Origin of the sequence: Streptomyces sp. NPDC048106 (assembly GCF_040706415.1) — a bacterium.
In the GTDB taxonomy this organism is placed as follows: Bacteria; Actinomycetota; Actinomycetes; order Streptomycetales; family Streptomycetaceae; genus Streptomyces.
This window is the reverse complement of record NZ_JBEZND010000068.1, coordinates 1-26,298: the sequence shown is the minus strand read 5'-3', so window position 1 is coordinate 26,298 and position 26,298 is coordinate 1. Positions and strand designations below refer to the sequence as shown.

At 71.3% G+C, this 26,298-nt stretch carries 23 protein-coding genes; 9 read left to right on the top strand and 14 right to left on the bottom strand.

The genetic code is table 11. From position 1 onward, the window contains the following. Positions 1–398: 398 nt before the first annotated feature. A complete protein-coding gene (locus tag AB0927_RS39040) occupies positions 399–581 on the top strand; it encodes a hypothetical protein (RefSeq protein ID WP_366672611.1) in 183 nt (60 codons plus the stop codon). 23 nt (positions 582–604) lie between these two features. On the opposite strand, the gene AB0927_RS39035 is transcribed toward AB0927_RS39040, so the two are convergent. Continuing rightward, positions 605–1,474 carry a hypothetical protein gene (locus tag AB0927_RS39035; RefSeq protein WP_366672610.1) on the bottom strand — a complete coding sequence of 290 codons (870 nt, stop codon included), beginning with the start codon at positions 1,472–1,474 and terminating at the stop codon, positions 605–607. 289 nt (positions 1,475–1,763) lie between these two features. Between AB0927_RS39035 and AB0927_RS39030 the strand changes: the two genes are divergently transcribed. Then, positions 1,764–2,669, top strand: coding sequence for an oxygenase MpaB family protein (locus AB0927_RS39030; protein WP_366672609.1), 906 nt, complete (start codon positions 1,764–1,766; stop codon positions 2,667–2,669). On the opposite strand, the gene AB0927_RS39025 is transcribed toward AB0927_RS39030, so the two are convergent. Continuing rightward, the gene (locus AB0927_RS39025; protein WP_366672608.1) at positions 2,646–3,179 is read right to left on the bottom strand and encodes a PadR family transcriptional regulator; all 534 of its coding nucleotides are present in this window, start codon (positions 3,177–3,179) and stop codon (positions 2,646–2,648) included. The two genes, AB0927_RS39030 and AB0927_RS39025, sit on opposite strands and share 24 nt — an antisense overlap. Positions 3,180–3,309: 130 nt before the next feature. On the opposite strand from AB0927_RS39025, the gene AB0927_RS39020 reads away from it, so the two are divergent. Continuing rightward, a complete protein-coding gene (locus AB0927_RS39020) occupies positions 3,310–4,065 on the top strand; it encodes an alpha/beta hydrolase (protein WP_366672607.1) in 756 nt (251 codons plus the stop codon). Positions 4,066–4,069: 4 nt separating this feature from the next. Here the strand turns inward: AB0927_RS39020 and AB0927_RS39015 are convergent, their stop codons facing one another. Further along, positions 4,070–4,669 carry a class I SAM-dependent methyltransferase gene (locus AB0927_RS39015; RefSeq protein WP_366672606.1) on the bottom strand — a complete coding sequence of 200 codons (600 nt, stop codon included), beginning with the start codon at positions 4,667–4,669 and terminating at the stop codon, positions 4,070–4,072. 95 nt (positions 4,670–4,764) lie between these two features. Then, positions 4,765–5,193, bottom strand: a complete 429-nt coding sequence (locus AB0927_RS39010) for a PPOX class F420-dependent oxidoreductase (RefSeq protein WP_366672605.1) — start codon at positions 5,191–5,193, stop codon at positions 4,765–4,767. Positions 5,194–5,284: 91 nt separating this feature from the next. On the opposite strand from AB0927_RS39010, the gene AB0927_RS39005 reads away from it, so the two are divergent. Then, positions 5,285–5,698, top strand: a complete 414-nt coding sequence (locus AB0927_RS39005; RefSeq protein WP_366672604.1) for a roadblock/LC7 domain-containing protein — start codon at positions 5,285–5,287, stop codon at positions 5,696–5,698. A 126-nt stretch (positions 5,699–5,824) separates the two neighbouring features. Then, positions 5,825–6,946, top strand: coding sequence for a DUF6397 family protein (locus AB0927_RS39000; protein ID WP_366672603.1), 1,122 nt, complete (start codon positions 5,825–5,827; stop codon positions 6,944–6,946). 30 nt (positions 6,947–6,976) lie between these two features. Here the strand turns inward: AB0927_RS39000 and AB0927_RS38995 are convergent, their stop codons facing one another. After that, positions 6,977–7,846: an acyl-CoA thioesterase II gene (locus AB0927_RS38995; protein ID WP_366672602.1), complete on the bottom strand. Its 870-nt coding sequence runs from the start codon at positions 7,844–7,846 to the stop codon at positions 6,977–6,979. A gap of 19 nt (positions 7,847–7,865) precedes the next feature. Continuing rightward, the gene (locus tag AB0927_RS38990) at positions 7,866–10,379 is read right to left on the bottom strand and encodes a DUF3516 domain-containing protein (RefSeq protein WP_366672601.1); all 2,514 of its coding nucleotides are present in this window, start codon (positions 10,377–10,379) and stop codon (positions 7,866–7,868) included. Positions 10,380–10,524: 145 nt separating this feature from the next. On the opposite strand from AB0927_RS38990, the gene AB0927_RS38985 reads away from it, so the two are divergent. After that, the gene (locus AB0927_RS38985) at positions 10,525–11,319 is read left to right on the top strand and encodes a metal-dependent hydrolase (protein WP_366672600.1); all 795 of its coding nucleotides are present in this window, start codon (positions 10,525–10,527) and stop codon (positions 11,317–11,319) included. A 14-nt stretch (positions 11,320–11,333) separates the two neighbouring features. Here AB0927_RS38985 and AB0927_RS38980 read toward each other — a convergent pair whose 3' ends face one another. From AB0927_RS38980 to AB0927_RS38950, 7 genes are all read right to left on the bottom strand, one after another. Beyond that, positions 11,334–11,597 carry a type B 50S ribosomal protein L31 gene (locus AB0927_RS38980; RefSeq protein ID WP_366672599.1) on the bottom strand — a complete coding sequence of 88 codons (264 nt, stop codon included), beginning with the start codon at positions 11,595–11,597 and terminating at the stop codon, positions 11,334–11,336. A 60-nt stretch (positions 11,598–11,657) separates the two neighbouring features. Beyond that, positions 11,658–12,128, bottom strand: coding sequence for a DUF5709 domain-containing protein (locus AB0927_RS38975; RefSeq protein WP_366672597.1), 471 nt, complete (start codon positions 12,126–12,128; stop codon positions 11,658–11,660). Between the two features lie 210 nt (positions 12,129–12,338). Continuing rightward, positions 12,339–14,120, bottom strand: a complete 1,782-nt coding sequence (locus AB0927_RS38970) for an ABC transporter ATP-binding protein (protein WP_366672596.1) — start codon at positions 14,118–14,120, stop codon at positions 12,339–12,341. Beyond that, positions 14,117–15,931: an ABC transporter ATP-binding protein gene (locus AB0927_RS38965; RefSeq protein ID WP_366672595.1), complete on the bottom strand. Its 1,815-nt coding sequence runs from the start codon at positions 15,929–15,931 to the stop codon at positions 14,117–14,119. Before AB0927_RS38965 ends, AB0927_RS38970 begins: the two co-directional genes overlap by 4 nt. A gap of 423 nt (positions 15,932–16,354) precedes the next feature. After that, entirely contained in the window at positions 16,355–18,256 is a 1,902-nt protein-coding gene (locus AB0927_RS38960; protein WP_366672612.1) for an N-acetylmuramoyl-L-alanine amidase, read from the bottom strand. A 333-nt stretch (positions 18,257–18,589) separates the two neighbouring features. Then, positions 18,590–20,197 (bottom strand): M1 family metallopeptidase, encoded by a 1,608-nt coding sequence (locus tag AB0927_RS38955; protein ID WP_366672594.1) that lies wholly within the window; start codon positions 20,195–20,197, stop codon positions 18,590–18,592. Positions 20,198–20,427: 230 nt separating this feature from the next. Then, positions 20,428–20,877, bottom strand: coding sequence for a MarR family transcriptional regulator (locus AB0927_RS38950; protein ID WP_366672593.1), 450 nt, complete (start codon positions 20,875–20,877; stop codon positions 20,428–20,430). 113 nt (positions 20,878–20,990) lie between these two features. Here AB0927_RS38950 and AB0927_RS38945 point away from each other — a divergent pair, with 113 nt between their 5' ends. After that, positions 20,991–22,793 (top strand): ABC transporter ATP-binding protein, encoded by a 1,803-nt coding sequence (locus AB0927_RS38945; RefSeq protein WP_366672592.1) that lies wholly within the window; start codon positions 20,991–20,993, stop codon positions 22,791–22,793. Between the two features lie 122 nt (positions 22,794–22,915). Further along, positions 22,916–23,815 carry an endolytic transglycosylase MltG gene (gene mltG / locus AB0927_RS38940; RefSeq protein WP_366672591.1) on the top strand — a complete coding sequence of 300 codons (900 nt, stop codon included), beginning with the start codon at positions 22,916–22,918 and terminating at the stop codon, positions 23,813–23,815. A gap of 108 nt (positions 23,816–23,923) precedes the next feature. Here the strand turns inward: mltG and AB0927_RS38935 are convergent, their stop codons facing one another. Beyond that, the gene (locus AB0927_RS38935) at positions 23,924–25,003 is read right to left on the bottom strand and encodes an NAD(P)-binding domain-containing protein (protein ID WP_366672590.1); all 1,080 of its coding nucleotides are present in this window, start codon (positions 25,001–25,003) and stop codon (positions 23,924–23,926) included. A gap of 71 nt (positions 25,004–25,074) precedes the next feature. Between AB0927_RS38935 and AB0927_RS38930 the strand changes: the two genes are divergently transcribed. Further along, positions 25,075–25,500 carry a secondary thiamine-phosphate synthase enzyme YjbQ gene (locus AB0927_RS38930; RefSeq protein WP_366672589.1) on the top strand — a complete coding sequence of 142 codons (426 nt, stop codon included), beginning with the start codon at positions 25,075–25,077 and terminating at the stop codon, positions 25,498–25,500. Positions 25,501–26,298: the final 798 nt, after the last annotated feature.

The following is a 26,298-nucleotide window of genomic DNA, read 5'->3' as shown; positions in this document are numbered from 1 at the left end:
CGTTCGAGGACTTCGACGTCGACGCCGCCGCCGCGCGCGGCATGGCGTTCGAACGCCTCGACCAGCTGGCGATGGACCACCTCCTCGCCGCGCGCGGCTGACGGCCACACGCACGAGGCGGTAACGGAAGAAGGCTGGGGAGCGCGGTACGTACATGTGCCGCGCTCCCCGGTCGTTCGCCGCGCACGGCACGGGCGGCATCACGGTGACGCCCTTATGCTGACGTCGTGACCTGGATCACTCGTCACACTCCGCGGACGCCCTTCGCCCGGCGGAACACGGCCGGCCCACTAGGGGCCCGCCTCAGGGAAGTCTCAGGGGTGACGGCCGGAACCGCGGGGAGCGGGAGGCCGTTCTCACATCAGAGAACGGCAGTGGCCGTGAAGGAGGCGACGCTCATGTCGAGAAACGCGAAGATCGCCGCAGGGGGCGTGGTGGTCGGCCTGCTCCTGCTGATATGGCTGCCCTGGTGGGTGGCGTTCCTGATCGTGGTGGGCGTCCCGGCGGCCGCTTATCTGGCGCTGGACCCGTCCCAGCGGCGCAGGGTGCGCAGGGTCACCCGCAAGGAACTCGGCCGCTGAGACGGACACCGCGCCGTTTCGGGTCACAGGGGGCGGACGGCCATTTTGTCGAGGGCTTCCAGTAGTCCGGGCAGTTCCGGGCCACGGCCGACCGGCAGGACCTCGCCCGGCTCGTCGTCGAGCAGGACGAAGGCGATGTCGTCGGTGCGGGCCACCATCGACCAGCCGGGGCCGTCCGCGCGCAGCGTGCGGGCGTCGCCGGGGGCGAAGGTGGAGCGCACCCGGCCCAGTGGCGGCGGTGAGTCGACATAGGCGCGCGCCTCCGCGAGCACCCGCCGGATCCCCTGATGCCCGCCCTGCGACGGTTTCTTGGCCTCCCCCTGCCCCTCGCCGCCCTCCTCGGCTCGTGCCGAGGGCTCGGCGGCGGGGGACGGGCCGGCCGGTGCGGCGAACTCTTCATCGTTGATCTGCTGCCGCCAGGCGGCCCACTGCGACGCGATCTCGTCGGCGCCCAGGCGCCGCTGAGCCGGACCCCAGACGCCGGTGTCCGGCGGAGCCAGCGGGGGCCGCTCCGACGTCTCGGGATCGGGATCGTGCGGCGCGGGGACGCCGGGGGCGGCGACGGCGACCGCCAGCGGCCAGCCCGGAAGCGCGGCCACGATGGCGTGCTCCTCCGGCGAGAGTTCGTACTCCAGACCGCAGTCCCAGGACGCGATCGCCACGGCGACCAGCGAGACATCGTCGATGACGACCGTCCAGCGGGCGCCGTCGCCGTCCTGCCCGAGCACCAGGCCGTACCCGTCGGCGCGGGGCGTGAGCCCCAGCGTCGCGCACGCCTCCGGATAGTCGTCGCCCAGCACGCTCGGAAACTGCGCCGGCGTCAGCAGCACCGCCGTCAGCACATACAGCGCATCGTCCGCGGCGGCGACGGCCCCATCGTCCGTCCCGGCCATCCCAGCCTCCCAGTGCTTTGTCCAACCGCGCGCACCCTAATCCGGACGGAAGGCCCTTGTCACGACTCCTCACACCGCGCGGACCTGCAACATTCCCCCTGGACGGGGGCGAAACGACCACGGTCTCCACGGGACTTCCCCAGACCGCCCCCACCATGGGACGCTCCCGGCGCGGATCCCGCCGAACACAGGCACCGGTTTTCCCTTCGAAAATGGGGAGATCGGCGATGGTCCACCTCCTCGCCGGCCACGTAGAGTTGGGTGCCGGCGGCAGAAGGGGGACGACGCGGTGAAGCGCTTCGAACGGCTGGAGCGGATCCGCCGGCTGGACCCGGTGGCGGACGCGCCGGAGATCTACCGGCTCAGCGCCACCTACGAATTCCCCTGGGACTACACGCGCGCTCTCGAACTGGCCTTGTACCGCACCTACGCCGTTCCGAGCATCGGCCGGCTCCTCGCGCGGACTGCCGAGCTGACCGACCGCACACAGAAGCGGTACGACGACACCGCGCTGCTCCTCGACACCGTCCTGGAGCACGGCTTCGTCGCTGAACAGGGGCGTACGGCGATCCGCCGCATCAACCAGATGCACCGCAGCTACGACATCAGCGACGACGACATGCGGTACGTGCTCAGCACCTTCGTCGTGGTGCCCAAGCGCTGGATCGACGCCTACGGCTGGCGCCGGCTGTCCCGGCACGAGATCGTCGCCGCAGCCGAGTACTACCGGACGCTCGGCCGGCACATGGGCATCCCCGGCATCCCCAAGACCTACGAAGAGTTCGAAACCCTCCTCGACACCTACGAGAAGGCGCACTTCGGCTGGGACGAGGGGGCTCGGCGGGTCTCGGACGCCACCCTCGGCCTGATGGCGTCCTGGTACCCGCGCCCCATGGCGCCCCTGCTGCGCACGGGCGTGCTCGCTCTACTCGACGAACCGCTGCTGAACGCGTTCCGCTACCAGCGGCCCGGCGCGGCCACCGTCGCCCTGGTGCGCCGTGCCGTCAGGGCGCGCAGCCGGGTGGTACGGCTGCTGCCGCCGCGCCGGGCGCCTCACTACGCGCGCCAGAACCGGGAGATCAAGGGGTATCCGAACGGCTATCGCGTGGCCGACCTCGGTACCCACCCGGTCCCGGGCCTGCGCGGCTGCCCGGTGCGGCACCTGGACACCTCAGCGGTCGAGTCCCCCGAGTGACGCGAGGGTGTCGCGCAGCCAGGCGAGTTCGGCCAGGCTCGTGGCACGCGCGATGGTGAGGATCCCCTGCCGGAAGGGGTCGCTCACCTCCTCGGCGCGGACCGGCCGGTCGCCGTCGTAGAAGAAACTCGTCGGCTCCTCCAGGAAGGCGAGCCGTCGGCGCAGCACAGCGGCCTGGGCGGCGGGATCCGCCAGATGGCGCAGGAAGGCGAGTAGGACGAACCACTGGTTCTCGTCGGTGATCTCGCGCTGCCCCGGTTCGGCGAGCCGGCGCCTCAGCTCCTGCCGGCCCTCCTCGGTCAGTCGCAGCACATGGCGCGGCGCGGCCACGGCGCCCGGCTCGGTGGCCCGGACCAGCAGTCCGGCCTTCTCCAGCCGCTTGATCGCCGGGTACAGCGTGCTCTCCGCGACGGGCCTCACATGCCCAGTGAGGGCCGCGATGTGCCGGCGAAGGACGTAACCGTGCAGGGGGGCCTCGTACAGGAATCCCAGGATGGCGAGTTCGAGCATGGGCGCATTCTTCCCTACGGCTCTACCGCACCGCTGTACAGCGGTATCTTGATACTCTGTTGACGGAATACATCGACATCGATGTATGGTCGATCGGTCATCAAGATCCGAGATCGGCAGGGAGGGCGTCGTGCGGCAGGCCGTATTCGATGGCGAGGGAAGCCGGATCCGCTGGACGGAGGTGTCGGGGGAGGAGCCCGCCCGGGTCTATCTCCACGGGCTGGGCTCGATGTCCGCGGCCTATCACGCGCACATCGCGGCGCGTCCCGAACTCACGGGCAGGCGCAGTCTCTTCATGGACCTGCCCGGCCATGGCCTCAGCGACCGGCCCCAGCGCTTCGGTTACACGCTGGAGGACCACGCCGACGCGGTCGCGGCCGCGCTGGACGCGGCGGAGGTCACAGGCGTCGAACTGATCGCGCACAGCATGGGCGGTGCCGTCGCCATCGTGCTCGCGCGCCGACGGCCCGAACTCGTCTCCAGGCTCGTGCTCTCCGAGGCCAACCTGGATGCCTTCCCGCCCCTGACGGCGGGCAGCAGCGCGATCGCCACCTACGAGGAGAACGAATTCGTCGAGAAGGCCTACGCGCGCGTGCTGGAGGCCGTCGGGCCGCTGTGGGCGGCCACCATGCGGCTGACGGATCCGCGTGCCCTGCATCGCAGTGCCGTCGGTCTGCGGCGCGGCTCCGACCCCGTGATGCGCACGATCCTGGAGGGCCTGGACATCGACCGGGTGTACCTGCAGGGGGAGAAGAGCGGAGAACTCGCCGACCGGGAGCGGCTGGAGCTGTCCGGGGTGCGGGTGCTGACGGTGCCGGGCGCCGGGCACAACGTCATGTTCGACAACCCCGACGCCTTCGCGGCCGCCGTCGCCGGAAACATCTGATCCTTCAGCCCTCGCGCACGGCGAGGGCGAGGAAGCGGGCGTCCTCGTCGACGTACGACGTCATGCGCCACCCCGAACGGGACAGCAGGGGCCGGAGACTGGGCTCGGCCCGCAGGTCGTCCGACGTGATCCGCCGGCCCTGCCGCGCCGCCAGGGCCGCGCGGCCGATCGGGTGGAACAGGGCGAGCCGCCCGCCGGGCCGCACCACCCGGGCGAGCTCCCGCAGGTTCTCCACCGGGCGCGGCAGATGAGCGATCAGCCCCGCCGCGAACACCGCGTCCAGGCACTCGGAGGGCAGCGGCAGAGCGGCCACGTCGGCGAGCAGCAAAGCTCCCTCCCGGTCCCGGCCCGCGGCTGCGGCGGCCGTGAGCATCGCCGGGGTCAGGTCGGCGCCGAGCACCACGCCGGTGGGGCCCACGGCGGCCCGAAGCGGGGGCAGCGCGCGCCCCGTCCCGCACCCCGCGTCCAGCACGCGGTCGCCCGCCCGCAGTTCGAGGTCGGCCACGGCGGCCGCGTACGCGGGCCCGTCCTCGGGGAACCTGCTGTCCCAGTCGGCGGCCCGAGCGGTGAAGAACTCCTGGACATGCGCGTGGTCGTGGCTCATGCCCCGCATGATGCCCTGACTCCGCACGCGCGCTTTTCGGGTTGCGGAGCGATCGGGCCAGGCGCACCCCGGAGTGTCGATCAGCCGAGAGACACTCAGGCCGCCAGGTCCCGCACCGCCACCACCTGTTCGACGGGGACGCGGACCAGCAGTTCACCGGGAACGCCGTTGCGGGCGCCGAACTCCTCGGCCCGGTCCTCGCCCATGTACCGCGCGGCGACCCGCGCGGCCCAGTGGCGCAGTTCCGCCGGGTCCTCCGACAGCCGGGCGCGGCCGTTCAGCACCACGAAATGAAACGGTGGCCGGTCGTCGTCCACACACAGCGCGACACGCCCGTCACGGGCGAGATTGCGCCCTTTCACGGTGTCCCGGCCGGTGAGAAGGACCAGTTCGTCCCCGTCCAGCAGGAACCACACCGGGGCCACATGAGGGCTCCCATCGGCGCGAACGGTGGACAGTTTGCCGGTGCGGGTGCCCTTTGAGACGAACGCCCGCCATTCCTCATCGGTCATCTTCTGTGCCATGCGTCCATCCTGCTTGCCCGTACGCCACACGTGGGGAAGGCTTGCGGAGGGTTCCTCCGGCCAGGGGGAGACATCACACGGGGAGACGGAAATGGCGCACAACCAGGGACTCGGCTGGCTCCTGGACGATCTGACGGAACGTGTGGACGATGTGCGGCACGCGCTGGTCCTGTCCAACGACGGGCTGGTCACCGGCGCGAGCACGGGCCTGCGCCGCGAGGACGCCGAACACCTCGCCGCCGTGGCATCCGGACTGCACAGTCTGGCCAAGGGCTCGGGGCGCCACTTCGGCGCGGGCGCGGTGCGCCAGACGATGATCGAGTACGACGACGCCGTGCTGTTCGTGACCGCGGCCGGCTCCGGCAGTTGTCTGTGCGTGCTCAGCGGGGCGGAGGCCGACATCGGGCAGATCGCCTACGAGATGACCCTGCTCGTCAACCGGGTCGGCGAACACCTCGGCGTCGGCGCCCGGAAACCCGAGCGAGCACCCAGCACAGATCTCTGACCTGGGAATTCCCGAAGATCCGCGGAGTTATCCACAGGCCCGGCACGCGATGCGTCGAAACGGCTACGGTGTGTGCACGGCGATCGCACAAGGCGTGAGCCACCCGCTCCACGGGGGAGTACGACCATGTCGGCGAATATCTTGGGACCAGCCCGCTCCGACACCTGCACACCGAGCCAGGCCGCTCGTGAACTGGCCATTCTACGAGGCGAGTTCGACCTCGCCGTGCAGCTCGGCCATGTGCGGACCGTGCCCGACGAGGGCGGTGGAGGGGGCAGGCTGGTGGAGCGCGCGGAGATCGACCGGCTCCGGGCGCAGGACGGGTTCCGGGACACGCTCATCGATCGGGTGCGCGTCGTGGGCACGGCCGACGGCGCCGAGCTGATGGGCATCCCGGTCGGCCGCTTCACCAGGCTCGCCCGCCTGGGCCTGCTCGTACCCGTGAAGGTCTACGTCAACCGGTACGGGGCCGTGGTCTGGCTCTACCTCACCGAAGAGCTGAAGTACTTCGCGGCCGTCGCCGAGAACGCGAGCCTGCTCAAGGGGCGCACACCCGAGACGCTGCGCAGTCAGCTCGCGGAGGGTGTGGATCTGCGTGCCCGCAACTGGCGCATGAGGCAGCTGGGATGCCTGCTACGGCAGGCCGAGGACCCGTGGGCCCGAGCCGGGGCCCTGGCGACCCTGCTCCCGCCCGTCGAGGTCGCCGACGTCGTGGAGGACCCGTACGAGCGCGCCTGGGTGAACCGGCTCCGGCCCGCGCTGCCCGGTCAGACTCTGTCCGGAGCGGCGTTCGGCCCCCTCGCCGAGCGGATCACGACCGCACAGGACACCGACGAGATCGAGTGGCTGCGCTGTGACCTGGCCTGTTCGGTCGAAGAAGCGCGGGCCCTTTCTCCGGCCCCGCGCCCGGCCGTCCGCCGGGCCAGGCCGACGGCGCTCCCGACGGCCCGGCCGATCCCGCCGATGGCACGCACGGTCACCGCGTTGGAGGAGCCGACTTCAGCTCCGGTGGAGCTGGCTTCGGAGCCGGCGGTGCCGACGGAGGGAGCGGCGCAATCGATGGTGCGGACAGCCGAGCCGCGCCGGACCTCCGGAGGGCGCGCGCACGAGCGGCGACACGTGCCGCGGGTGCGGCCGGCTCCGGCCTCCACACCCCGGTTCCCCGGAACCGGACATACTCCGCCCCGCTCCACCCGCCGTCTGCGCACGTGGCTGCGGCGGGGAACGCCTCGGCCCGCGGAGGTCTGAGCACCCGCGGTCGGGTCGGCCGACGGCCCGCTACAAGGACCGGAACAGCCCCTCCTGGACGACCGAGACGAGCAGTCGCCCCTCGATGTCGTAGATGCGCCCACGGGCCAGGCCCCGCCCACCGGTGGCGATAGGCGACTCCTGGTCGTACAGGAACCACTCGTCGGTGCGGAACGGCCGGTGGAACCACATGGCATGGTCCAGTGAGGCCATGTCGAAGCTCCGGCGGCCCCACAGCGGTTCGACGGGGATGCGCACGGCGTCCAGAAGCGTCATGTCGCTGGCGTAGGTCAGGGCGCAGGTGTGGACCAGCGGGTCGTCCCCCAGTGGTCCGACCGCGCGCATCCACACGGCGCTGCGCGGCTCGGCGCCCCTGACCTCCTCGTCGGTCCAGCGCAGTGGGTCGGCGTACCGGAGGTCGAAGGGCTGGCGACGCACCATCCGTTCCAACTGCTCCGGCAGTGTGCCCAGGTGCTTGCGTATCTCCTCGGCCACCGTCGGCAGTGACTCGGGGTGCGGCAGCTCACGGGCCGGCGGCAGCTGGTGTTCGAACGGTCCTTCCTCGGGCTTGTGAAAGGAGGCGGTCAGATTGAAGATCGTGCGGCCCTGCTGCACCGCGGTGACGCGGCGCGTGGTGAACGAGCGCCCGTCGCGGACCCGCTCCACCTGGTACACGATCGGCACCCCCGGACGGCCGGGGCGCAGGAAGTACGCGTGCAGCGAGTGCACCGGGCGGTCGCCGTCCGTGGTGCGGCCGGCGGCGACCAGCGCCTGGCCCGCCACCTGGCCGCCGAAGACGCGCTGCAAGGACTCCTGCGGGCTGCGTCCGCGGAAGATGTTGACCTCGATCTGTTCGAGGTCGAGCAGATCGACCAGTCTTTCGGCCGGATTCGTCGTCATGGGTGGGATTCTCCTGTGGTCACAGCTGGCCGACATCGGTGACGCGTACGACCGCACGGCCCTCGGCGTCCGAGGCCGCGAGATCGACCTCCGCACTGATACCCCAGTCGTGGTCGCCGCCCGGGTCGTCGAAGATCTGGCGCACCCGCCAGAGACCGTTCTCCGGCTCCTCCTTGATGACCAGCAGCTTGGGGCCGCGGGCGTCGGGGCCGGTGCCGAGGTCCTCGTACTCGTCCCAGTACTTGTCCATCGCCTCGCCCCACGCGTCGGCGTCCCAGCCGGACTCGGCGTCCATCTCGCCGAGTTCCTCGACCTGGTCCAGCGCGGCCAACTCCACACGACGGAACAGCGCGTTGCGCACCAGTACCCGGAAGGCACGCGCGTTGGTGGTGACGGGCTTGACCTCGTCGGCCTTCTCCTGGGCCTGCTCCGCGGTCATCTCCTCGGGGTTCGCCAGTTGCTCCCACTCGTCCAGCAGGCTGGAGTCCACCTGGCGCACCATCTCGCCGAGCCACTCGATCAGGTCCTGCAGGTCCTCGGACTTCAGGTCGTCCGGGATGGTGTGGTCGAGGGTCTTGTAGGCGCTGGCGAGGTAGCGCAGCACGATGCCCTCGGTGCGGGCCAGCTCGTAGAAGGAGACCAACTCGGTGAAGGACATCGCCCGTTCGTACATGTCGCGGACGACCGACTTCGGCGACAGCGGGTGGTCGCCGACCCAGGGGTGGCTCTTGCGGTAGGTGTTGTAGGCGTGGAAGAGCAGCTCTTCCAGGGGCTTCGGGTAGCTGACGTCCTGGAGGCGCTCCATGCGCTCCTCGTACTCGACGCCGTCGGCCTTCATCGCGGCCACCGCCTCGCCGCGCGCCTTGTTCTGCTGGGCGACGAGGATCTGCCGCGGGTCGTCCAGGGTGGACTCGACCACGGAGACCATGTCGAGGGCGTAGGACGGCGACTCGGGGTCGAGAAGTTCGAACGCGGCGAGGGCGAAGGTGGACAGTGGCTGGTTGAGCGCGAAGTCCTGCTGGAGGTCGACCGTGAGCCGCACGATACGGCCCTCGGCGTCGGGCCTGTCGAGCTTCTCCACGATGCCGCCGTCCAGCAGCGAACGGTAGATCGCGATCGCCCGGCGGATCTGCCGCAGCTGCTGCTTGCGCGGCTCGTGGTTGTCCTCCAGGAGATGGCGCATCGCCTCGAAGGCGTTGCCCGGCCGGGCGATCACCGACAGCAGCATGGTGTGCGTCACTCGGAAACGGGACGTCAGCGGCTCCGGCTCCGAGTCGATCAGCTTCTGGAAGGTGTTCTCCGTCCAGCCGACGAAGCCCTCCGGCGCCTTCTTGCGCACCACCTTGCGCCGCTTCTTCGGGTCGTCGCCCGCCTTCGCCAGCGCCTTCTCGTTCTCGATGACGTGCTCCGGCGCCTGGGCGACGACGAGGCCCGCCGTGTCGAATCCCGCCCGGCCGGCCCGGCCCGCGATCTGGTGGAACTCGCGCGCCCGCAGGGTCCGCACGCGGCTGCCGTCGTACTTGGTCAGCGCGGTGAACAGCACGGTGCGGATGGGCACGTTGACACCGACGCCGAGCGTGTCCGTGCCGCAGATGACCTTCAGCAGACCGGCCTGGGCGAGCTTCTCCACCAGCCGCCGGTACTTGGGCAGCATGCCGGCGTGATGCACGCCGATGCCGTGCCGGACGTAACGGGAGAGGTTGCGGCCGAACTTGGTGGTGAAGCGGAAGTTGCCGATCAGCTCGGCGATCTGGTCCTTCTCCGCACGCGAGCACATGTTGATGCTCATCAGCGCCTGGGCCCGCTCCACGGCCTGCGCCTGGGTGAAGTGGACGATGTACACCGGCGCCTGCTTGCTCTCCAGCAGTTCGGTGAGCGTCTCGGTGAGCGGGGTCAGCTTGTACTCGTACGAGAGCGGCACGGGACGGGTCGCCGAGCGGACCACCGCGGTCGGGCGGCCGGTGCGGCGGGTGAGGTCCTTCTCGAAGAACGACACATCGCCCAAAGTGGCCGACATCAGGATGAACTGTGCCTGGGGCAGCTCCAGCAGCGGAATCTGCCAGGCCCAGCCGCGGTCACCCTCCGCGTAGAAGTGGAACTCGTCCATGACGACCTGGCCCACATCCGCGTCCTTGCCGTCGCGCAGCGCGATCGAGGCCAGCACCTCGGCGGTGCAGCAGATCACGGGGGCGTCGGCGTTCACGGAGGCGTCGCCGGTCAGCATGCCGACGTTCTCGGTGCCGAACAGCTTGCACAGCTCGAAGAACTTCTCCGACACCAGCGCCTTGATCGGGGCCGTGTAGAAGGTGACCTCGTCCCGGGCCAGCGCCGCGAAGTGCGCGCCCGCGGCGATCATGCTCTTGCCGGAGCCGGTGGGCGTGGAGACGATCACGTTCGCCCCCGACACCGCTTCGATCAGTGCCTCTTCCTGGTGGGAGTAGAGGGTGAGGCCGCGCTCCTGGGCCCACGACTCGAAGGCTTCGTACAGGGCGTCGGGGTCGGCGGTCGGCGGCAGCTGATCGATGAGGGTCACGCTCCCATCTTGCCTGCCCTCCTCCCCGATCGGGGAATCGGCTGTGGCCGGGAAGATCACGGCAGCTACGCTGTGTCGCCGATGGCGCGTCAGCGCACCAGGTCAACTGGACAGTCGCACAACAGGAATGGGGCGGGAAGCGGCCATGATGGGACCAGCACACTCACTGTCGGGGGCCGCGGCCTGGCTCGGTGTCGGAGCGGCCGCCGCCGCGGCCGGGCACCCGATGCCCTGGCCGGTCCTGCTGGTCGGCGCCCTGATCTGCGCGGGGGCCGCGCTCGCCCCGGACCTCGACCACAAGGCGGCCACCATCTCGCACGCCTTCGGGCCGATCTCCCGCTGGCTCTGCGAGATCGTGGACAAGCTGTCCTACGCCGTCTACAAGGCGACGCGGAAGAAGGGCGACCCCCGCCGCTCCGGCGGTCACCGCACGCTGACGCACACCTGGGTGTGGGCGGTCCTGATCGGCGCCGGCTGCTCGGCCGCGGCGATCACCGGGGGCCGCTGGGCGGTGCTGGCGATCCTGTTCGTGCACATGGTTCTGGCGATCGAGGGCCTGCTGTGGCGGGCGGCCCGGGGCTCCAGCAGCGACATCCTGGTCTGGCTGCTGGCGGCGGCCTCCGCGTGGATCCTGGCGGGCGTGCTCGACAAGCCCGGCAACGGCTCGGACTGGCTGTTCACCGAGCCCGGTCAGCAGTACATGTGGCTGGGGCTGCCGATCGTGCTGGGCGCGCTGGTGCACGACATCGGGGACGCGCTGACGGTCTCGGGCTGCCCGATCCTGTGGCCCATCCCGCTGGGCCGCAAGCGCTGGTATCCGGTGGGGCCGCCGAAGGTCATCCGGTTCCGGGCGGGCAGCTGGGTCGAGCTGAAGGTGCTGATGCCGGTGTTCATGGTGCTCGGCGGAGTGGGCTGCGCGGCGGCCCTCAACATGATCTGAGCCGGCCCTTCGGGTCAGGTGGCCTCGCCCGCGTCCGCCCCGCCGTAGCGGCGCTCGAAGCGGGCGATGCGGCCCTCGGTGTCGACCGTGCGGGCCTTGCCGGTGTAGAAGGGGTGGCTCTCCGAGGAGATCTCCACGTCGACCACCGGGTAGGCATGTCCGTCGTCCCACTCGATGGTCTGCTCGCTCTGCGCGGTGGACCGGGTCAGGAAGGCGTATCCGGCGGCGCGGTCGCGGAAGACCACGAAGTGGTAGTCGGGGTGTTTGTCCTGCTGCATGGCGGCTCCTTGTGCGGGGCGGTCGGGCAGGCATCCGGCGGCTCGGCCAGGGCCCCCGGGTCAACCGGAGACCGAGTCCTCGTCCACGATGTGCATCGCGGCCTCCTCCGCGGAGGCCGCGGCGCCGTCGATGCCGACGTCGCTGGCCACGAGGGCGGCCTCCTCGTCCTCGTGCGCCCCCTCGTCGGGTGCCACCAGGCGGCCGGAGCGGAGGTCGCCGACCTCGTTGTCCAGAAGTTCCCCGTCGGTGCCCTCGCAGTCGCCGATGCCGTCGCCGTCGGGGGCCTCCCGGTCGGGCAGCTCCTCGGCGAGGCGCTGGTCGAGGGTCTCGCCCGCCTTGCGCTCCGCCGCGGTCACACCCTCGTGCTCCACCGCCCAGGGCCGCTCCGGAGGTGACCAGCCGCGGTCGAGGGGGTCGTCGACACCGTCGAAGTCCAGAGTGTCCTCGACGTCGAGCACCCCCGAGTCCTCCCGGATCTCCGAGGGATCGGGCTGGTAGACGTCGTCCCCCCAGCTGTCGGCGCTGTCCACGACTACCTCCAGGTGGTGAGGACGGCCGCACACCGCCGAAGCGGGCGGCGGGCCGTCGGCACACGCGGCACGGATGTCGCACGGCACGAACCGGGAGATTCCCGGGCGGAACCCGAACCGGTGCCCTTCTCCAGACTTCCACTGCTGCTTACCACCGCGCAACGGCACGGGGTCCGGGCGGCCCTCGCCGGAGCCGCCCGCGCCGCGTGCTCAGCCGTGCCAGGACCGCCACAGGGCCGCGTAGGCACCGCCCGCCGCGACCAGGTCGTCATGGCTGCCCAGCTCGCTGATCCGGCCGCTTTCCACCACCGCGATCACATCGGCGTCGTGGGCGGTGTGCAGCCGGTGGGCGATGGCCACGACCGTGCGGCCGTCCAGGACCCGGGACAGGGACCGCTCCAGGTGACGGGCCGCGCGCGGGTCGAGGAGCGAGGTCGCCTCGTCCAGGACCAGCGTGTGCGGATCGGCCAGCACCAGCCTGGCCAGCGCGATCTGCTGGGCCTGCGCCGGGGTCAGCGTCAGGCCGCCGGATCCGACCCCGGTGTCCAGGCCCTCCTCCAGTGCCCGCGCCCAACCGTCGGCGTCCACGGCGCCCAGGGCCGCCCACAGCTCCGCGTCGTCGGCGCCGGTGCGTGCCAGCAGGAGGTTGTCCCGCAGGGAGCCGACGAAGACATGGTGTTCCTGGTTGACCAGGGCGACGTGCGAGCGGACGCGTTCGGCCGGCATCCGGGACAGCTCGGCCCCGCCGAGGGTGATCCGGCCGTCCCGGGGTGTGTAGATCCCGGCGAGCAGCCTGCCCAGAGTGGACTTGCCCGCGCCCGAGGGGCCGACCAGGGCGAGCCGGGTGCCCGGCGCCACCCGGAGGGAGACCTCGCGCAGCACGTCGACGCCCTCCCGGTAGCCGAAGCGCACCCGGTCGGCATGCACGTCCCGGCCCTCGGGCGCCACCGACGCGTCGCCGGTACCCGGTTCGATCTCCCGTACCCCGACGAGGCGGGCGAGCGACACCTGGGCCACCTGCACCTCGTCGTACCAGCGCAGGATCAGGTTCAGCGGGTCGACGAGCATCTGCGCCATGAGGGCGCCCGTGATCAGCTGGCCCACGTCGAGCCGGCCGTGCAGGACGAACAGGCCGCCCACCATCAGGACCGAGCCGAGGACGATGACATGGGTGGCGTTGATGACCGGGAAGAGCACGGACCGCAGCCAGAGCGTGTACCTCTCCCAGCCGGTCCAGGTCTTGATCCGCTGCTCCGACAGGGCGACACGGCGGGCGCCCAGCCGGTGTGCCTCGATGGTGCGGCCCGCGTCCACGGTCTCGGCGAGCGCCGCGGCGACGGCGGCGTACCCGGCGGCCTCCGAGCGGTAGGCGGCGGGCGCCCGCTTGAAGTACCAGCGGCACCCGGCCACCAGGACCGGCCCGGCGAGCAGGACGGCGGCCGCGAGCGGGGGCGCCGTCACCACGAGACCGCCGAGCAGCAGCAGCGCCCACACGACACCGATCGCCAGCTGCGGTACGGCCTCGCGCATGGCGTTGGCCAGGCGGTCGATGTCGGTGGTGATGCGGGAGAGGAGGTCGCCGGTGCCCGCCCGTTCCAGCACGCCGGGCGGCAGTCCGACGGAGCGGACGAGGAAGTCCTCGCGCAGGTCGGCGAGCATCCGTTCGCCGAGCACGGCGCCGCGCAGCCGTACCTGCCGGACGAATGTCGCCTGCACGACGAGCGCCAGCAGGAACAGCCCCGCGGTCGGGCCGAGACGCGGATCCCGGGCCCCGTCCGACACCCGCTGGACCAGGTCGCCGAGCAGGTAGGGGCCGGCCATGGAGGCGATCACGGCCACCGTGTTCACGGTGATCAGCAGCAGGAAGGCCCGGCGGTGCCGACGGAACAGCTCGGCTACGTAGACGCGTACGGTCGACGCAGCGCCGACGGGCAGGGTGGTGGCGGTCGTCGGGGCCGCCGGGTCGTCCGCCGGGGGCGCGACGCCGATCATGCGCTCTCCTCGATCTCTTCCAGTTCCTCGAGGGCGTCCAGCAACGCGCCCTCGCCGGCCGCGGCCGGTTCGTCGTCCGTCTCACGGGTCACCACGGCCCGGTACCGGGGCTCGCCGTCGAACAGCTCGCGGTGCGTGCCGTTCGCCACGACCTCGTTCTCGTGGACCAGGACGACCTGGTCGGCGCGGTCGAGGAGCAGCGGCGAGGAGGTGAAAATCACCGTCGTGCGCCCCGAGCGCAGCCGGCGCAGCCCGTCCGCGACGCCGGCCTCGGTGTGCGAGTCGACCGCGGAGGTCGGCTCGTCCAGCACCAGCACCTCCGGATCGGTGATCAGGGACCGGGCCAGGGCGAGCCGCTGGCGCTGGCCGCCGGAGAGCGATCGCCCGCGCTCGGTGATGCGGGCGTCCATCGGGTCGGCGGCGTCCAGGGATCCTTGCACCAGGGCATCCAGGACGTCCTCGCACCGCGCGGCCTCGAGCGCGTCGGCGGCCGTGACGGCGCCGGAGGCGGGCACGTCGAGCAGTTCGCGCAGGCTGCCGGACAGCAGCACAGGGTCCTTGTCCTGGACGAGGACAGCGGCCCGGGCGACGTCCAGGGGGAGTTCGTCCAGGGGCGTCCCGCCGAGCAGTACCGAGCGGCCCGGTTCCGTGGGATGGCCGCCGAGCCGCTCCGCGAGCCGTCCGGCCGCGTCCGGGTCGCCGCACACCACCGCGGTGAGCCGGCCGGCCGGAGCGGCCAGCCCGGTGGCGGGGTCGTACAGATCGCCGCGGGGAAGGTCCGCCCGGCCCCCGCCTCCGTCCCCTGCTGCCACGGTGGACCGCCGCAGCGACAGCACCCGCGCGGCCCGCTTGGCCGAAGGGCGGGAGAACGAGTAGGACATCGCGATCTCCTGGAAGTGCTGCAACGGATAGCTGAGGATCATCACCGAGCTGTAGACGGTGACCAGTTCCCCGACGGCGATGCGGCCCTCGCGGACCAGACGGACGCCGTACCAGACGACCGCGATCAGCAGCAGACCCGGCAGCAGCACCTGGACGGCCGAGATCAGCGACCACATGCGGGCGCTGCGCACCGCCGCGTGCCGCACCTCCTGGGAGGCGCGGCGGTAGCGGTCGAGGAAGAGTTCCTCGCCGCCGATGCCGCGCAGCACCCGCAGTCCGGCGACGGTGTCCGAGGCCAGTTCGGTGGCGCGGCCCGCCTTCTCCCGCTGTACGTCCGCGCGGCGGGTGGCGCGGGGCAGCAGCGGCAGCACGGCGAGCGCCACGACAGGGAGTCCGGCGGCGACGATCGTGCCGAGCGCCGGCTGGTAGACGACGAGTCCGATGCAGACGACGACCACCGTCAGCGCGGCGGCGGTGAAGCGGGACACCGCCTCCACGAACCAGCCGATCTTCTCCACGTCGCCGGTGGAGACGGCGACCACCTCGCCGGCCGCCACCCGCCGGGTCAGAGCCGAGCCGAGTTCGGCCGCCTTGCGGGCGAGGAGTTGCTGGACGCGGGCGGCGGCGGTGATCCAGTTGGTGACGGCGGCCCGGTGCAGGAAGGTGTCGCCGACGGCGACGGCCGCGCCGCACAGCAGCATCAGACCACCTGTCAGGGCCAGCCGGGAGCCGGACCGGTCCACGACGGCCTGCACGGCGTGGCCGACGCAGAAGGGCAGCGCGGAGACGGCGACGAAGTGGAGCAGGCCCCAGGCCAGTGCCTTCAACTGGCCGCCCAGCTGGTTGCGCCAGAGCCACCACAGGAATCGGGGTCCCGAGCGCGCGTCGGGCACGCCCGGGTCGGGATAGGGAAGGTCGTGAATCTGCATGACGTCCAGATGGCTCGTGACAGCGTGTCAGGGAACGGCGGCGGCCGACGGTGACGGCCCGGGACAAGCCGTGAAAGGTTCGCTTCGCCGAGCGGGGAAATACAAACGGTTTTCGCGTCGATCGGGCGTCATGCCGGCGGGGCCCGGTGCGGACAGACCGTGTGCGGCGCTCGACGCGCTGGGCGACTGCCCTCGGAACCCTGCTCGTGACGAGCGCGGCAGGGCCCCCACCACGAACGAGGACGACAAGCGTGGCCTGGTAGGAGTGCTCTCCGCCGTCGGGGTACGTTCACCGCCCCCGGAAGCAGGCTGCCGTACGACCATGACATCGACGGCTACGCGTCCCGCCCGCGCGACCCGGCCCGGCACCCCCGTGGTGATGGGGGGCCGGGCGGATCCCGGCGTCTGACGGTCGCGCGGTCGTCAGTCGTCCGCCGGGCCGTCCTGCGGTGCCGACGTCGATCCCGCCGTGACGGGCGAGCCGATCACGTCCACATCGTTCGAGCGGACGTAGGCGATGCGGTGGTCGAACTGGATCTGGTAGTAGGTCTCCTCGCCCTTGACCACCGGCTCGGGCGTTTCGACGAAGGCGGAGCGCGGGACGAAGGAGCTGTCGATGGTGCCCTCGGTGACGTACCGCTGGCCCGCGCGGAAGTGGTAGGGGAGCGGCGCCTCGGGCTCCTCCTCCATGTCCTCCGGGTAGGCGTCCTCCTCGGGCAGGGCGCGGCCGAAGACCGGGATCTCGTCCAGGCCCTCCTTGGGCGTCACCATCTCGCCGGCCGCGCCGACCGCCGTCGCCTGGTTCTTCGGGTTCTTGAACCAGGCCTTGCGGCCCTGGTACCAGACCGCCGTCCAGTCGCCGCGGCGTTCGGCGACGGCGAAGGTCTGGCCGGCCGAGGCACGCGCCCCCAGGTCGTCGACGTCCAGCGTGGACTCCCCGCCGTCCGGGTGGCGGCCCGGGTCCTGGATGAGCGGTGCCTTCTCGTCCGGGCGGGTGTACATGCGCACAGCGCTGGAGCCGTGCTTCGGGCAGGTCACCCCGGCCTTCAGGCAGCCCGTGAACTTGGGCGAGTGGGTGGCGTAGTCCGGCAGGATCGTCACCATGTCGCTGTCCGGCCCGGCCGTGGCCTTCAGGGGCGCGCCGAGGAGGTCGAAGTAGTGGCGCCAGTCCCAGAAGGGGCCCGGGTCGTCGTGCATGTCGGGAATGGAGCCGCCGGTCGGCGAGGGCACGTTGTCATGGCCGAAGATGTGCTGCCGGTCGAGCGGGATGTCGTACTTCTTGGCGAGATAGCGGACCAGACGCGCCGAGGTCCGGTACATCTGTTCGGTGAACCAGGTGCCGGGCTGCCGGAGGAAGCCCTCGTGCTCGATGCCGATGGAGCGGGCGTTGACGTACTGGTTGCCGGAGTGCCAGGCCTCGTCCTTGGCCTGGACGTGCTGGGTGATGTGACCGTCGCTGGAGCGGATCGAGTAGTGCCAGGACGCCTCGGTAGGGTCCTGCACCGTCTGGAACATGCTCGACAGCTTGGCCTCGGTGTCGTGGATGACGATGTACTCGATCTTCTGGTCGCGCGGCCGGTCGGCGAGGTCGTGGTTGCCGTAGTCGCCGTCGTCGTCGATCTCCTCGTACGGCGCCGCGAGCCAGTCGCAGGACACTTCGGCCGGGCACTCCGTCCCCTTGGCGTGCCGGGGCTTCTCCACGCGCACGGTGTGGGGGCGCACGGAGGGGTTCGCGGGCAGGGAGACCTCCTGGCCCTCGGCGGTGGTGCGGTGGGCGCCCTTGCGGATCACCGCGAAGACGTCGTTCGCGTAGGTTGCGGCCGATGTGATGTCAGGAGTGCCGGGGAAACGTTCCACCGCCTCCCACCAGTCCGCCGGATCGGCGCTGAGGGGCTTGCCCAGCTGCCGCTGTGTGACCGCCAGCAGGGCGGCGCCGCCGCGCACGTTGGCGGTGGCATCCGTGCGCAGGCGGCCGGCCGGAGCGTCGGTCAGCCGGGCGGCGCGCTGCAAGTCCGCCGGTTTCACGGCCCGGCCGGCCAGGACACCGTCGGGCCGCGCGGCGGGCGCTCCCGCCGCCCCCGCGCTGGGCTGGAGCGCACCACCGCCCTGGACCCCCGGGGAGGGCGGCGTGGCCGGAAACCGGCTGGTGTCCACCAGATGCATCGGTCCGTAACCGCCCGCGACGCTCGGGGAGCCGGGATGAGCGTCCCAGCGGGTCTGCACATAGGACACGCTCATGAGAACACTGCGCGGTACATGGAAGTCGTGGGCGGCATCGGTGAAGGCGACCTGCAGGCGTTGCTCCGGCGCCTCGTCGTCGGTCATCGGGGTGAGCAGCAGCGGCGCCAGCAAGGCCGCCGATCCGATGGCACAAGCGGTTCGGCGGCACACGCGGCCGGTGGGGACACGTGGGGTGGTGGGTCTTTTCATGGCACGGGTCTCCAAACATGCTCATCGCGCTCTTCGCAGCCAGGGCTAAGGAGTTGCCCCTGACAACCACCCCTTGTACGTTTCCGTGCCCCGCGTGTCCCGTCGCGCCAACCGTCACCGGGGTGGACCAGCGGCCCGGCAGAGGCCACCCGGTCGGCGGCAGCGGCTCCGCCCCGACGGCCCGTCAGCGCGGGCAGCCGTACGGGCGGGTGACGCGGCACACCGGGCTCAGTCCTCGGCGTTCTCGACCGGGTCGGTCCGCCAGTCGGGGTGCCCCGGCATCGGCGGGGTGTGCGGCCCCTGGAGCCAGGCGGTCAGAAAGGGCTTCAGATCCTGTCCGGCGACCCGCGAGGCGAGGCCGATGAAGTCCCCGGTGCCTGCCACGCGGCCCCGGTAGGTGCTCACCCAGGACTTCTCGATCCGCTCGAAGGCCGCGGCACCGACCTTCTCCCGCAGGGCGTACAGCACCAGGGCCGAGCCGTCGTAGCGCATCACCTTGAACAGCGTGTCCGCGGTGGGTTCGGCGGGCGCGCCGTCGTCGTGCCGCCACTGGTCGTGCTGCTCGTAGGCGTCACGCATCGCGTCGTCCATGCTGACGCCGCCGTGCGCGTCGGAGTACAGCCGTTCGTAGTAACGGGCGTGACCCTCGCTCAGCCACAGGTCGGACCAGCGCCGGATGGCGACGCTGTCGCCCGTCCAATGGTGCGTCAGCTCGTGCACGAGGTTGCGTTCGGCGTCGACGCGGTCGCCGAGCAGGTCGTCCTTCGGCAGGACGGACAGCGACTGGGTCTCCAGCGCCACCGGCAGCTCGGTGTCCCCGACCAGCACGCCGTAGCGGGGGAACGGATACGGCCCGAGCCGCTGTTCGAGCCAGGCCAGGTGTTCCGGGGTGAGCGAGCGGTACTCCTCGGTGTCGCCGACCAGGCCGTCCGGGACGACGTCGCGGACCGGCAACCCGCGCGGGCCGCTGCTGTCGACGACGTGGAACCTGCCGATCGCGAGCTGGACCAGCTGGGCGGCGATCGGCTGCTCGGAGTCGTAGGTCCATTCGACGCGTCCGCCGGGCCGCTTGGCGGTGCTGACGAGGCGTCCGTTGGCCACCGCGGTGATGTCCGCGGGGGTGGTCACGTGAAAGGTGACCGGCGCGCGCAGGCTCGGGTGGTCGTCCGCCGGGAAGATCATCCTGGCACCGTCGGGCTGGGCGCAGACCACGGTGCCGTCGGGCGTGGGCACCCAGCCGTAGTCCCGGATCGCGTCGTCGCGGTGGCGCTGCTGGGTGGGGTCGGCGGTGTACGCGACATGGACGGTGAAGGCGCGGCCGCGGGGGATCGGCCGGGCCGGGGTGACCACGAGTTCGTCGCCGTCGCGTACGACGGCGGCCGGTGCGCCGTCGACCGTGACCCGGTGGAGCGTGTTGCCCGCGAAGTCGAGGTCGAAGCGGGAGAGGGCCTGGGTGGCGGTGGCGCTGATGGTGGCGCCTGCCTCGAAGGGCGTCCGGGGCGCCTGCCAGTCGAAGTCCAGTGTGTAACGGCGGACCGTGTAGCCGCCGTTTCCGGCGAGCGGCATCAGCGGGTCGCCGATGCCGGGGGCGCCGGGCGACGGGGGCGGGCCTCCCGCCGGACCCGAAGCGGCGGCGCGCCCCGGTGAGGCGGCCGGGCCGGGTGCGGGCGAGCCGTGGCGCTCGTGCGGGAACAGGTCGAGGCAGACGACGGCGCCGGTCAGGGTGAGGGCACCGACGAGGGCGAGGGCCGCGCGGCGGGGAGGTGCTGTTCCGCGCCCCTTCCCGGGCCTCTGGCGCGGAGGCCCCACCGGGCTGCCTGCGGGCGTGATCTCCATGAACGCACTATGCCAGCATGATCTGCTTATAGCACTAAATGTCCGTCAGGGTGACGGCGTGCCAGACACGCCCCATGGGGCACTCGCCCGTCGTCGGCTCATGGCGACGACGCCCAACTCGCCGTAGAACACGGGACGACCTCTGTTGCGGCGGCGCCGCGTACACCCTGGACGCCGCGCGCGAGCAGCCGTGCTGCTCGGACCGGCGGGGGTCGGCCGCGTGCTGTGAGTCAGCAGGGCTTCGCGGGGTCTCCGTCGACCAGGGTGTCCAGCAGCACGCCGAGCACCTGACGCTCCTTCTCCGTCAGCGGGGCGAGTATCTCCTCGGCCGCCGAGCGCCGTGCGCCGCGCAGTTCACGCAGGGTCGCGCGCCCCTCGTCGGTCAGCTCGATCCGGGTCACGCGCCGGTTCGCCGGATCCGGTGCCCGGCGCACCTTTCCGCTCGCCTCCAGGCCGTCGACCAGCGTCGTCACGGCCCGCGGCACCACCTCCAGGCGCTCGGCGAGGTCGGCCATGCGCGGCGGCGAGGCGTAGTGCGCGAGGGTGCGCAGCAGCCGGGACTGGGCGGGGGTGACGCCCAGCTCGCGCCGTTCCAGATGGCGCTTCTGGATGCGGTGCACCCGGCGGGTGAGCCGTAGCAACTGCTCGGCGAGCAGTCCCTCGGGATCGGCGGTGGTCATGCGGGAACAATATCAGGATGCGGTTCATTGTGAGTATAGGTAACAATGAGCTACGATCCGTTCCGCCATCGTCGGCCATCCGGACCGGCGCCCGTTCCCCTCCGTAGGAGCCCATGCATCCCGACCGTGAATCCTCCTGGACCCCGCCCGCCGACGCCAAGGGCCAGCCCCGGCAGTGGCGGCGGATCCTCAAGCTGTTCCGTCCCTACCGCGGGCGGCTCGCGACCGTCGGCCTGCTGGTCGGCGCCTCCTCGCTGGTCTCGGTGGCCACGCCGTTCCTGCTCAAGGAGACTCTTGACGTCGCGATCCCGCGGGGCCGCACCGGCCTGCTGAGCCTGCTCGCGCTCGGCATGATCTTCAGCGCGGTCCTCTCCAGTGTCTTCGGCGTGCTGCAGACGCTGATCTCGACCACCGTCGGCCAGCGCGTCATGCACGACCTGCGCACCGCCGTCTACGGCCGGTTGCAGCGCATGTCGCTCGCCTTCTTCACCCGCACCCGCACCGGCGAGGTGCAGTCCCGCATAGCCAATGACATCGGCGGCATGCAGGCGACGGTCACCTCCACCGCCACCTCACTGGTCTCCAACGTCACCAGCGTGGTGGCCACCATCGTCGCGATGGTCGCCCTCGACTGGCGACTCACCATCGTCTCGCTGCTCCTGCTGCCGGCCTTCGTCTGGATCAGCCGCCGCGTGGGCAACGAGCGCAAGAAGATCACCACCGAGCGTCAGAAGCAGATGGCCGCGATGGCCGCCACGGTCACCGAGTCCCTCTCGGTCAGCGGCATCCTGCTCGGCCGCACCATGGGCCGCACCGACTCGCTGACCGGCTCCTTCGCCGAGGAGTCCGAGCGGCTGGTCGAACTGGAGGTCAGATCGAACATGGCCGGGCGCTGGCGCATGGCCGTGATCACCATCGTCATGGCCGCCATGCCCGCCGTCATCTACTGGACGGCCGGCCTGGCCCTCCACTTCGGCGGCCCCCAGGCCTCGCTCGGCACCATCGTCGCCTTCGTCTCGCTCCAGCAGGGTCTGTTCCGCCCGGCCGTGAGCCTGCTCGCCACCGGCGTCCAGATCCAGACCTCCCTCGCGCTCTTCCAGCGCATCTTCGAGTACCTGGACCTACCGATCGACATCACCGAGCGGCCGCGGCCGGTCCACCTCGACCAGGTCAAGGGCGAAGTCCGCTTCGAGGAGGTCGAGTTCCGCTACGACGACAAGGGCGGCCCCGTTCTCGACGGCATCGACGTCACCGTCCCCGCCGGCGGCAGCCTCGCGATCGTCGGCCCCACCGGCGCGGGCAAGTCCACGCTGGGCTACCTCGTGCCCCGGCTCTACGACGTCACGGGCGGCCGGGTCACCCTCGACGGGGTCGACGTCCGTGACCTCGATTTCGACACCCTCGCCCGCGCGGTCGGCGTGGTCTCCCAGGAGACGTACCTCTTCCACGCCTCCGTCGCCGAGAACCTGCGCTTCGCCAAGCCGGGCGCCACCGACGAGGAACTGCACGCCGCGGCCCGGGCGGCGCAGATCCACGACCACATAGCGGCGCTGCCCGACGGCTACGACACGGTCGTGGGCGAGCGCGGACACCGCTTCTCCGGTGGTGAGAAGCAGCGCCTGGCCATAGCCCGCACCATCCTGCGCGACCCCCCGGTCCTCATCCTGGACGAGGCGACCAGTGCCCTGGACACCCGGACCGAGGCCGCCGTGCAGGGAGCCATCGACGCCCTCTCGGCGAACCGTACGACGATCACCATCGCCCACCGGCTGTCCACCGTCCGCGGTGCCGACCAGATCGTGGTCCTGGACTCCGGGCACGTCGCCGAACGCGGCACGCACGAGGAACTGCTGGAGCGTGATGGGCGGTACGCGGCCCTGGTGCGCAGGGACGCGCAACTGGAGCCGGCCGGGTGAAAGCGGTGACCGGGGCCCGTGGGCTCGGGCGGGCGGCCGAGGAGGCGGGCCGAGACGGAGACTAGGGCCGACAAGCTGAATATATGCCGGGTTTGCGGTGATTCGCGTATTACGGTTCCCGCATGCAGACGCACACTCCGCCACGGAGCAGGATCCGACTGACACGCCGGGGCAGACTCGTACTCGTCGTCGCCGGTGCCGTCGTGGCCGGCACCGCCGTGGCGGTGCCGCTGCTGACGGTGGCCGATCATCACGAGGTCCCGAGGCCCGCCGCGCTCGTCGTCCAGGAGGGCTGGCGCGCGAGCCAGGTCTACGACGCGATCGACAAGGCGCTGGCTCTGCCCTCGGGCAGCACCCGCACGTCACTCGGCAAGGCCAGGCTGACGCTGCCCAAGGACGCCGGGGGCAACCCGGAGGGGTACCTCTTCCCGGCCTCCTACCCCCTGCGCAAGGGCTCGACCCCGGAGTCCCTGCTGCGCTCCATGGTGGACGCCGCCCACCAGAAATTCGACGGCGCGCCGGTTGCCGCCGGGGCACAGCGCAACTCGATGAACGTCTACCAGGCCCTCACCATCGCCAGCATCATCCAGGCGCAGGCGGTGAAGAAGGATGACATGGGCAAGGTCGCCCGGGTCATCCTCAACCGGCTGGAGCGCGGGATGCCGCTGCAACTGGACTCCACCCTCACGTACGCGCTGGGCCGTGCGCGCACCACCGAGGAGGACGCCAAGATCGACAGCCCGTACAACACCTATCAGCGCATGGGTCTGCCGCCGACGCCGATCGGCAACCCCGGCGAGGACGCGATGCGCGCCGCCATCAATCCGACGCCGGGCGACTGGCTCTACTTCGTGACGGTCAAGCCCGGGGACACCCGCTTCACCGCCGACTACGACACCCATGTGCGCAACGTGGCGGAGTTCAACTCCGTGCGGCAGAAGGCCGAGCAGCAGACGGGCCAGAGCCAGAGCCCGTCCCCGTCACCTTCCCCGTCCGCGAAGCGGTCCGGCAAGGCCGGCTGAGGCGACCGCGCCGACGGGACGGCCGTGCCGCTGGGACGGCCGAGCCGTCGGGGTCGACCGCGGCGACCGGGTAGTCCGGTCCGATGGGGCCACCGGTCCGGCGGTTCGTCACGCGGCGGCGGGCCGGTCCTCCGCCAGCAGCCGCTTGATGTCCCGCACGGCCGCGCGGCCGGCGCGGTTGGCGCCGATGGTGCTGGCCGAGGGGCCGTAGCCGACGAGGTGGACCCGGGGATCGGCCACCGCGCGTGTTCCCTCCACCTGGATCCCGCCGCCCGGCTCCCGCAGCCGCAAGGGGGCGAGGTGGCCGAGCGCCGCCCGGAACCCGGTCGCCCAAAGGATCACATCGGCGTCCACCCGGTCGCCGTCACGCCACTCCACGCCCTCGGGGGTGATGCGGTCGAACATCGGCCGCCGGGCCAGGATCCCGTCCGCGAGTCCCCGGCGGATCGCGTCGTTCAGGGGCAGCCCGGTGACCGAGACCACGCTGCGCGGCGGCAGCCCCTCGCGCACCCGCTCCTCGACCAGTGCGACGGCCGCCCGTCCCGCCTCCGCGTCGAACGGTCCCTCGCGGAAGACGGGAGGCCGCCGGGTGACCCAGGTGGTCGCGGCGGCGTACGGGGCGAGTTCCAGCAGATGCTGGGTGCCGGAGGCGCCGCCGCCCACGACCACCACGCGCCGCCCGGCGAACTCCTCGGGCCCGGCGTACTGCGCGGTGTGCAACTGCCGTCCACGGAAGGTCTCCTGACCCGGATAGCGCGGCCAGAACGGATGGTCCCAGGTGCCGGTCGCGTTGATCAGCGCCCGGGTCGACCAAGTGCCGTCGGAGGTCTCCGCGAGTAGCCGTCCGCCGTTCCCCTCGCGCACCGCCCGCACCTCGACGGGACGTCGTACCCGCAGGTCGAAGGCGCGTTCGTACCGGTCGAAGTACGCGCCGACCACCTCGGCCGACGGCCGCGCCGGATCGGCGTCCGTCAGCTCCATCCCGGGCAGCGCGTGCATCCCGTGCACCTTGCCGAACGTCAGCGAGGGCCAGCGGAACTGCCAGGCGCCGCCCGGCGCGGGGGAGTGGTCGAGGACCACGAAGTCGCGGTCCGGCTCGAAGCCGGCACGGCGCAAGTGATAGGCGCTGGACAGCCCGGACTGCCCAGCGCCTACGACGACCACCTCGACCTCACGCATTTCGTTCACGCTTCCACCAACAGCGTGCCCGTGCGCCGCTCTTCCCACCCGGTGCTCTACGCATGCGCCACGATGGAGGCATGTCAGATGCCTTCACCACCCGAATCCTGAACGTCTCCACCGGCTCCCGGGAACGCGTCGTCGACCTCACCGGGGACTGCGAGGACTTCCTGCGGGAAGCGGCGGGCGGCCGCGACGGCCTGCTGAACATCTTCGTCCCGCACGCCACCGCCGGTATCGCCGTCATCGAGACCGGCGCCGGCAGCGACGACGACCTCCTCGCCGCCCTGCACACCCTGCTCCCCGCCGACGACCGCTGGCAGCACCGCCACGGCAGCCCCGGCCACGGCCGCGACCACGTGCTCCCGGCACTGGTCCCGCCCCATGCGACCCTGCCGGTGATCGACGGCCGTCTGGAACTCGGCACCTGGCAGTCGGTGTGCCTGGTGGATACAAACACGAGCAACACCAACCGCAGCGTGCGTCTGAGCTTCCTCGGTCAGTGAGCTGCTCTGGTGCGACTGTAGAGGGATCCTCCGGCCGTACCAACTGAGTAGCCCCAAGGGGCGCCAGGTGCGCGTGTCACATCTGACAGCAGGTTCTTCGACTACTGGTGGCACATCTGCCCGCGCGGCTTTGACCAGTGCGATCGATGGCTTGTAAGGCCAGTGCCAAGCCACGGGTCCGCGTGTGGTCCGGATCTTGGTCGTGGGCAGGTCATGGCTGGGGTGCGGCTCTCGTGCGGAAGCTGGCACTGATATGAGGGAGTCCAGGAGGGAAGTTGAGGCCACACACTCGGAGCCTGCGAGGAGCTCGGTTCCGCGGACATCATGGGGTGCGCCGACACTCACCATGCCTCTCAGTGGTGACCAGTACCGAGCCAGCCTCGGCGAGACCGGAGTCTCTGCTGCCGCGAAGGTGGGCCGGTGACGTGTAGTTGTCCGCCCCGGGGTCGCTGAGCTGCGGTGATGGTGCTATCCAGTCCCGGCCGTTTCCTGCCTGAAGGGTGCCCCGAACGAACAGCAGTTCGTCAACTGCCTCCGCCTGCAGGACCCGCCGAGCCTTCGGTCGAGCTCACTTGCTACCGTTCCCCGATCTGGATCCTTCTCGCTTCTGGCGTATCTTGGCCGGGTGCCTTCTGGGATAGGGATAGAGCGCCCGAATGACGATAGCCGACGAGGTAATTAAGCGTGGCATAGCGAACGACGCCAACTAAGGGCTGTCCCGTAACTGCTGGTCACGGGTGAGATGATCTCGCTGTGTCTGGTGTGATCACGGCGTCGGAGCCCTCCTGGATAGCCCCG

What these genes read in the sequence shown, in the direction of transcription:
- AB0927_RS39010 (WP_366672605.1), bottom strand. Translation starts at nt 5,193, where the DNA reads ATGGCACAGAAGATGACCGATGAGGAATGGCGGGCGTTCGTCTCAAAG.
- AB0927_RS38985 (WP_366672600.1), top strand. Translation starts at nt 10,525, where the DNA reads ATGATGGGACCAGCACACTCACTGTCGGGGGCCGCGGCCTGGCTCGGT.
- AB0927_RS38960 (WP_366672612.1), bottom strand. Translation starts at nt 18,256, where the DNA reads ATGACCGACGACGAGGCGCCGGAGCAACGCCTGCAGGTCGCCTTCACC.
- AB0927_RS39035 (WP_366672610.1), bottom strand. Translation starts at nt 1,474, where the DNA reads ATGGCCGGGACGGACGATGGGGCCGTCGCCGCCGCGGACGATGCGCTG.
- AB0927_RS38995 (WP_366672602.1), bottom strand. Translation starts at nt 7,846, where the DNA reads ATGACGACGAATCCGGCCGAAAGACTGGTCGATCTGCTCGACCTCGAA.
- AB0927_RS38930 (WP_366672589.1), top strand. Translation starts at nt 25,075, where the DNA reads ATGTCAGATGCCTTCACCACCCGAATCCTGAACGTCTCCACCGGCTCC.
- AB0927_RS39025 (WP_366672608.1), bottom strand. Translation starts at nt 3,179, where the DNA reads ATGCTCGAACTCGCCATCCTGGGATTCCTGTACGAGGCCCCCCTGCAC.
- AB0927_RS38980 (WP_366672599.1), bottom strand. Translation starts at nt 11,597, where the DNA reads ATGCAGCAGGACAAACACCCCGACTACCACTTCGTGGTCTTCCGCGAC.
- mltG (WP_366672591.1), top strand. Translation starts at nt 22,916, where the DNA reads ATGCAGACGCACACTCCGCCACGGAGCAGGATCCGACTGACACGCCGG.
- AB0927_RS39000 (WP_366672603.1), top strand. Translation starts at nt 5,825, where the DNA reads ATGTCGGCGAATATCTTGGGACCAGCCCGCTCCGACACCTGCACACCG.
- AB0927_RS38965 (WP_366672595.1), bottom strand. Translation starts at nt 15,931, where the DNA reads ATGCAGATTCACGACCTTCCCTATCCCGACCCGGGCGTGCCCGACGCG.
- AB0927_RS38955 (WP_366672594.1), bottom strand. Translation starts at nt 20,197, where the DNA reads ATGGAGATCACGCCCGCAGGCAGCCCGGTGGGGCCTCCGCGCCAGAGG.
- AB0927_RS39040 (WP_366672611.1), top strand. Translation starts at nt 399, where the DNA reads ATGTCGAGAAACGCGAAGATCGCCGCAGGGGGCGTGGTGGTCGGCCTG.
- AB0927_RS38945 (WP_366672592.1), top strand. Translation starts at nt 20,991, where the DNA reads ATGCATCCCGACCGTGAATCCTCCTGGACCCCGCCCGCCGACGCCAAG.
- AB0927_RS39005 (WP_366672604.1), top strand. Translation starts at nt 5,285, where the DNA reads ATGGCGCACAACCAGGGACTCGGCTGGCTCCTGGACGATCTGACGGAA.
- AB0927_RS39015 (WP_366672606.1), bottom strand. Translation starts at nt 4,669, where the DNA reads ATGAGCCACGACCACGCGCATGTCCAGGAGTTCTTCACCGCTCGGGCC.
- AB0927_RS38950 (WP_366672593.1), bottom strand. Translation starts at nt 20,877, where the DNA reads ATGACCACCGCCGATCCCGAGGGACTGCTCGCCGAGCAGTTGCTACGG.
- AB0927_RS38970 (WP_366672596.1), bottom strand. Translation starts at nt 14,120, where the DNA reads ATGATCGGCGTCGCGCCCCCGGCGGACGACCCGGCGGCCCCGACGACC.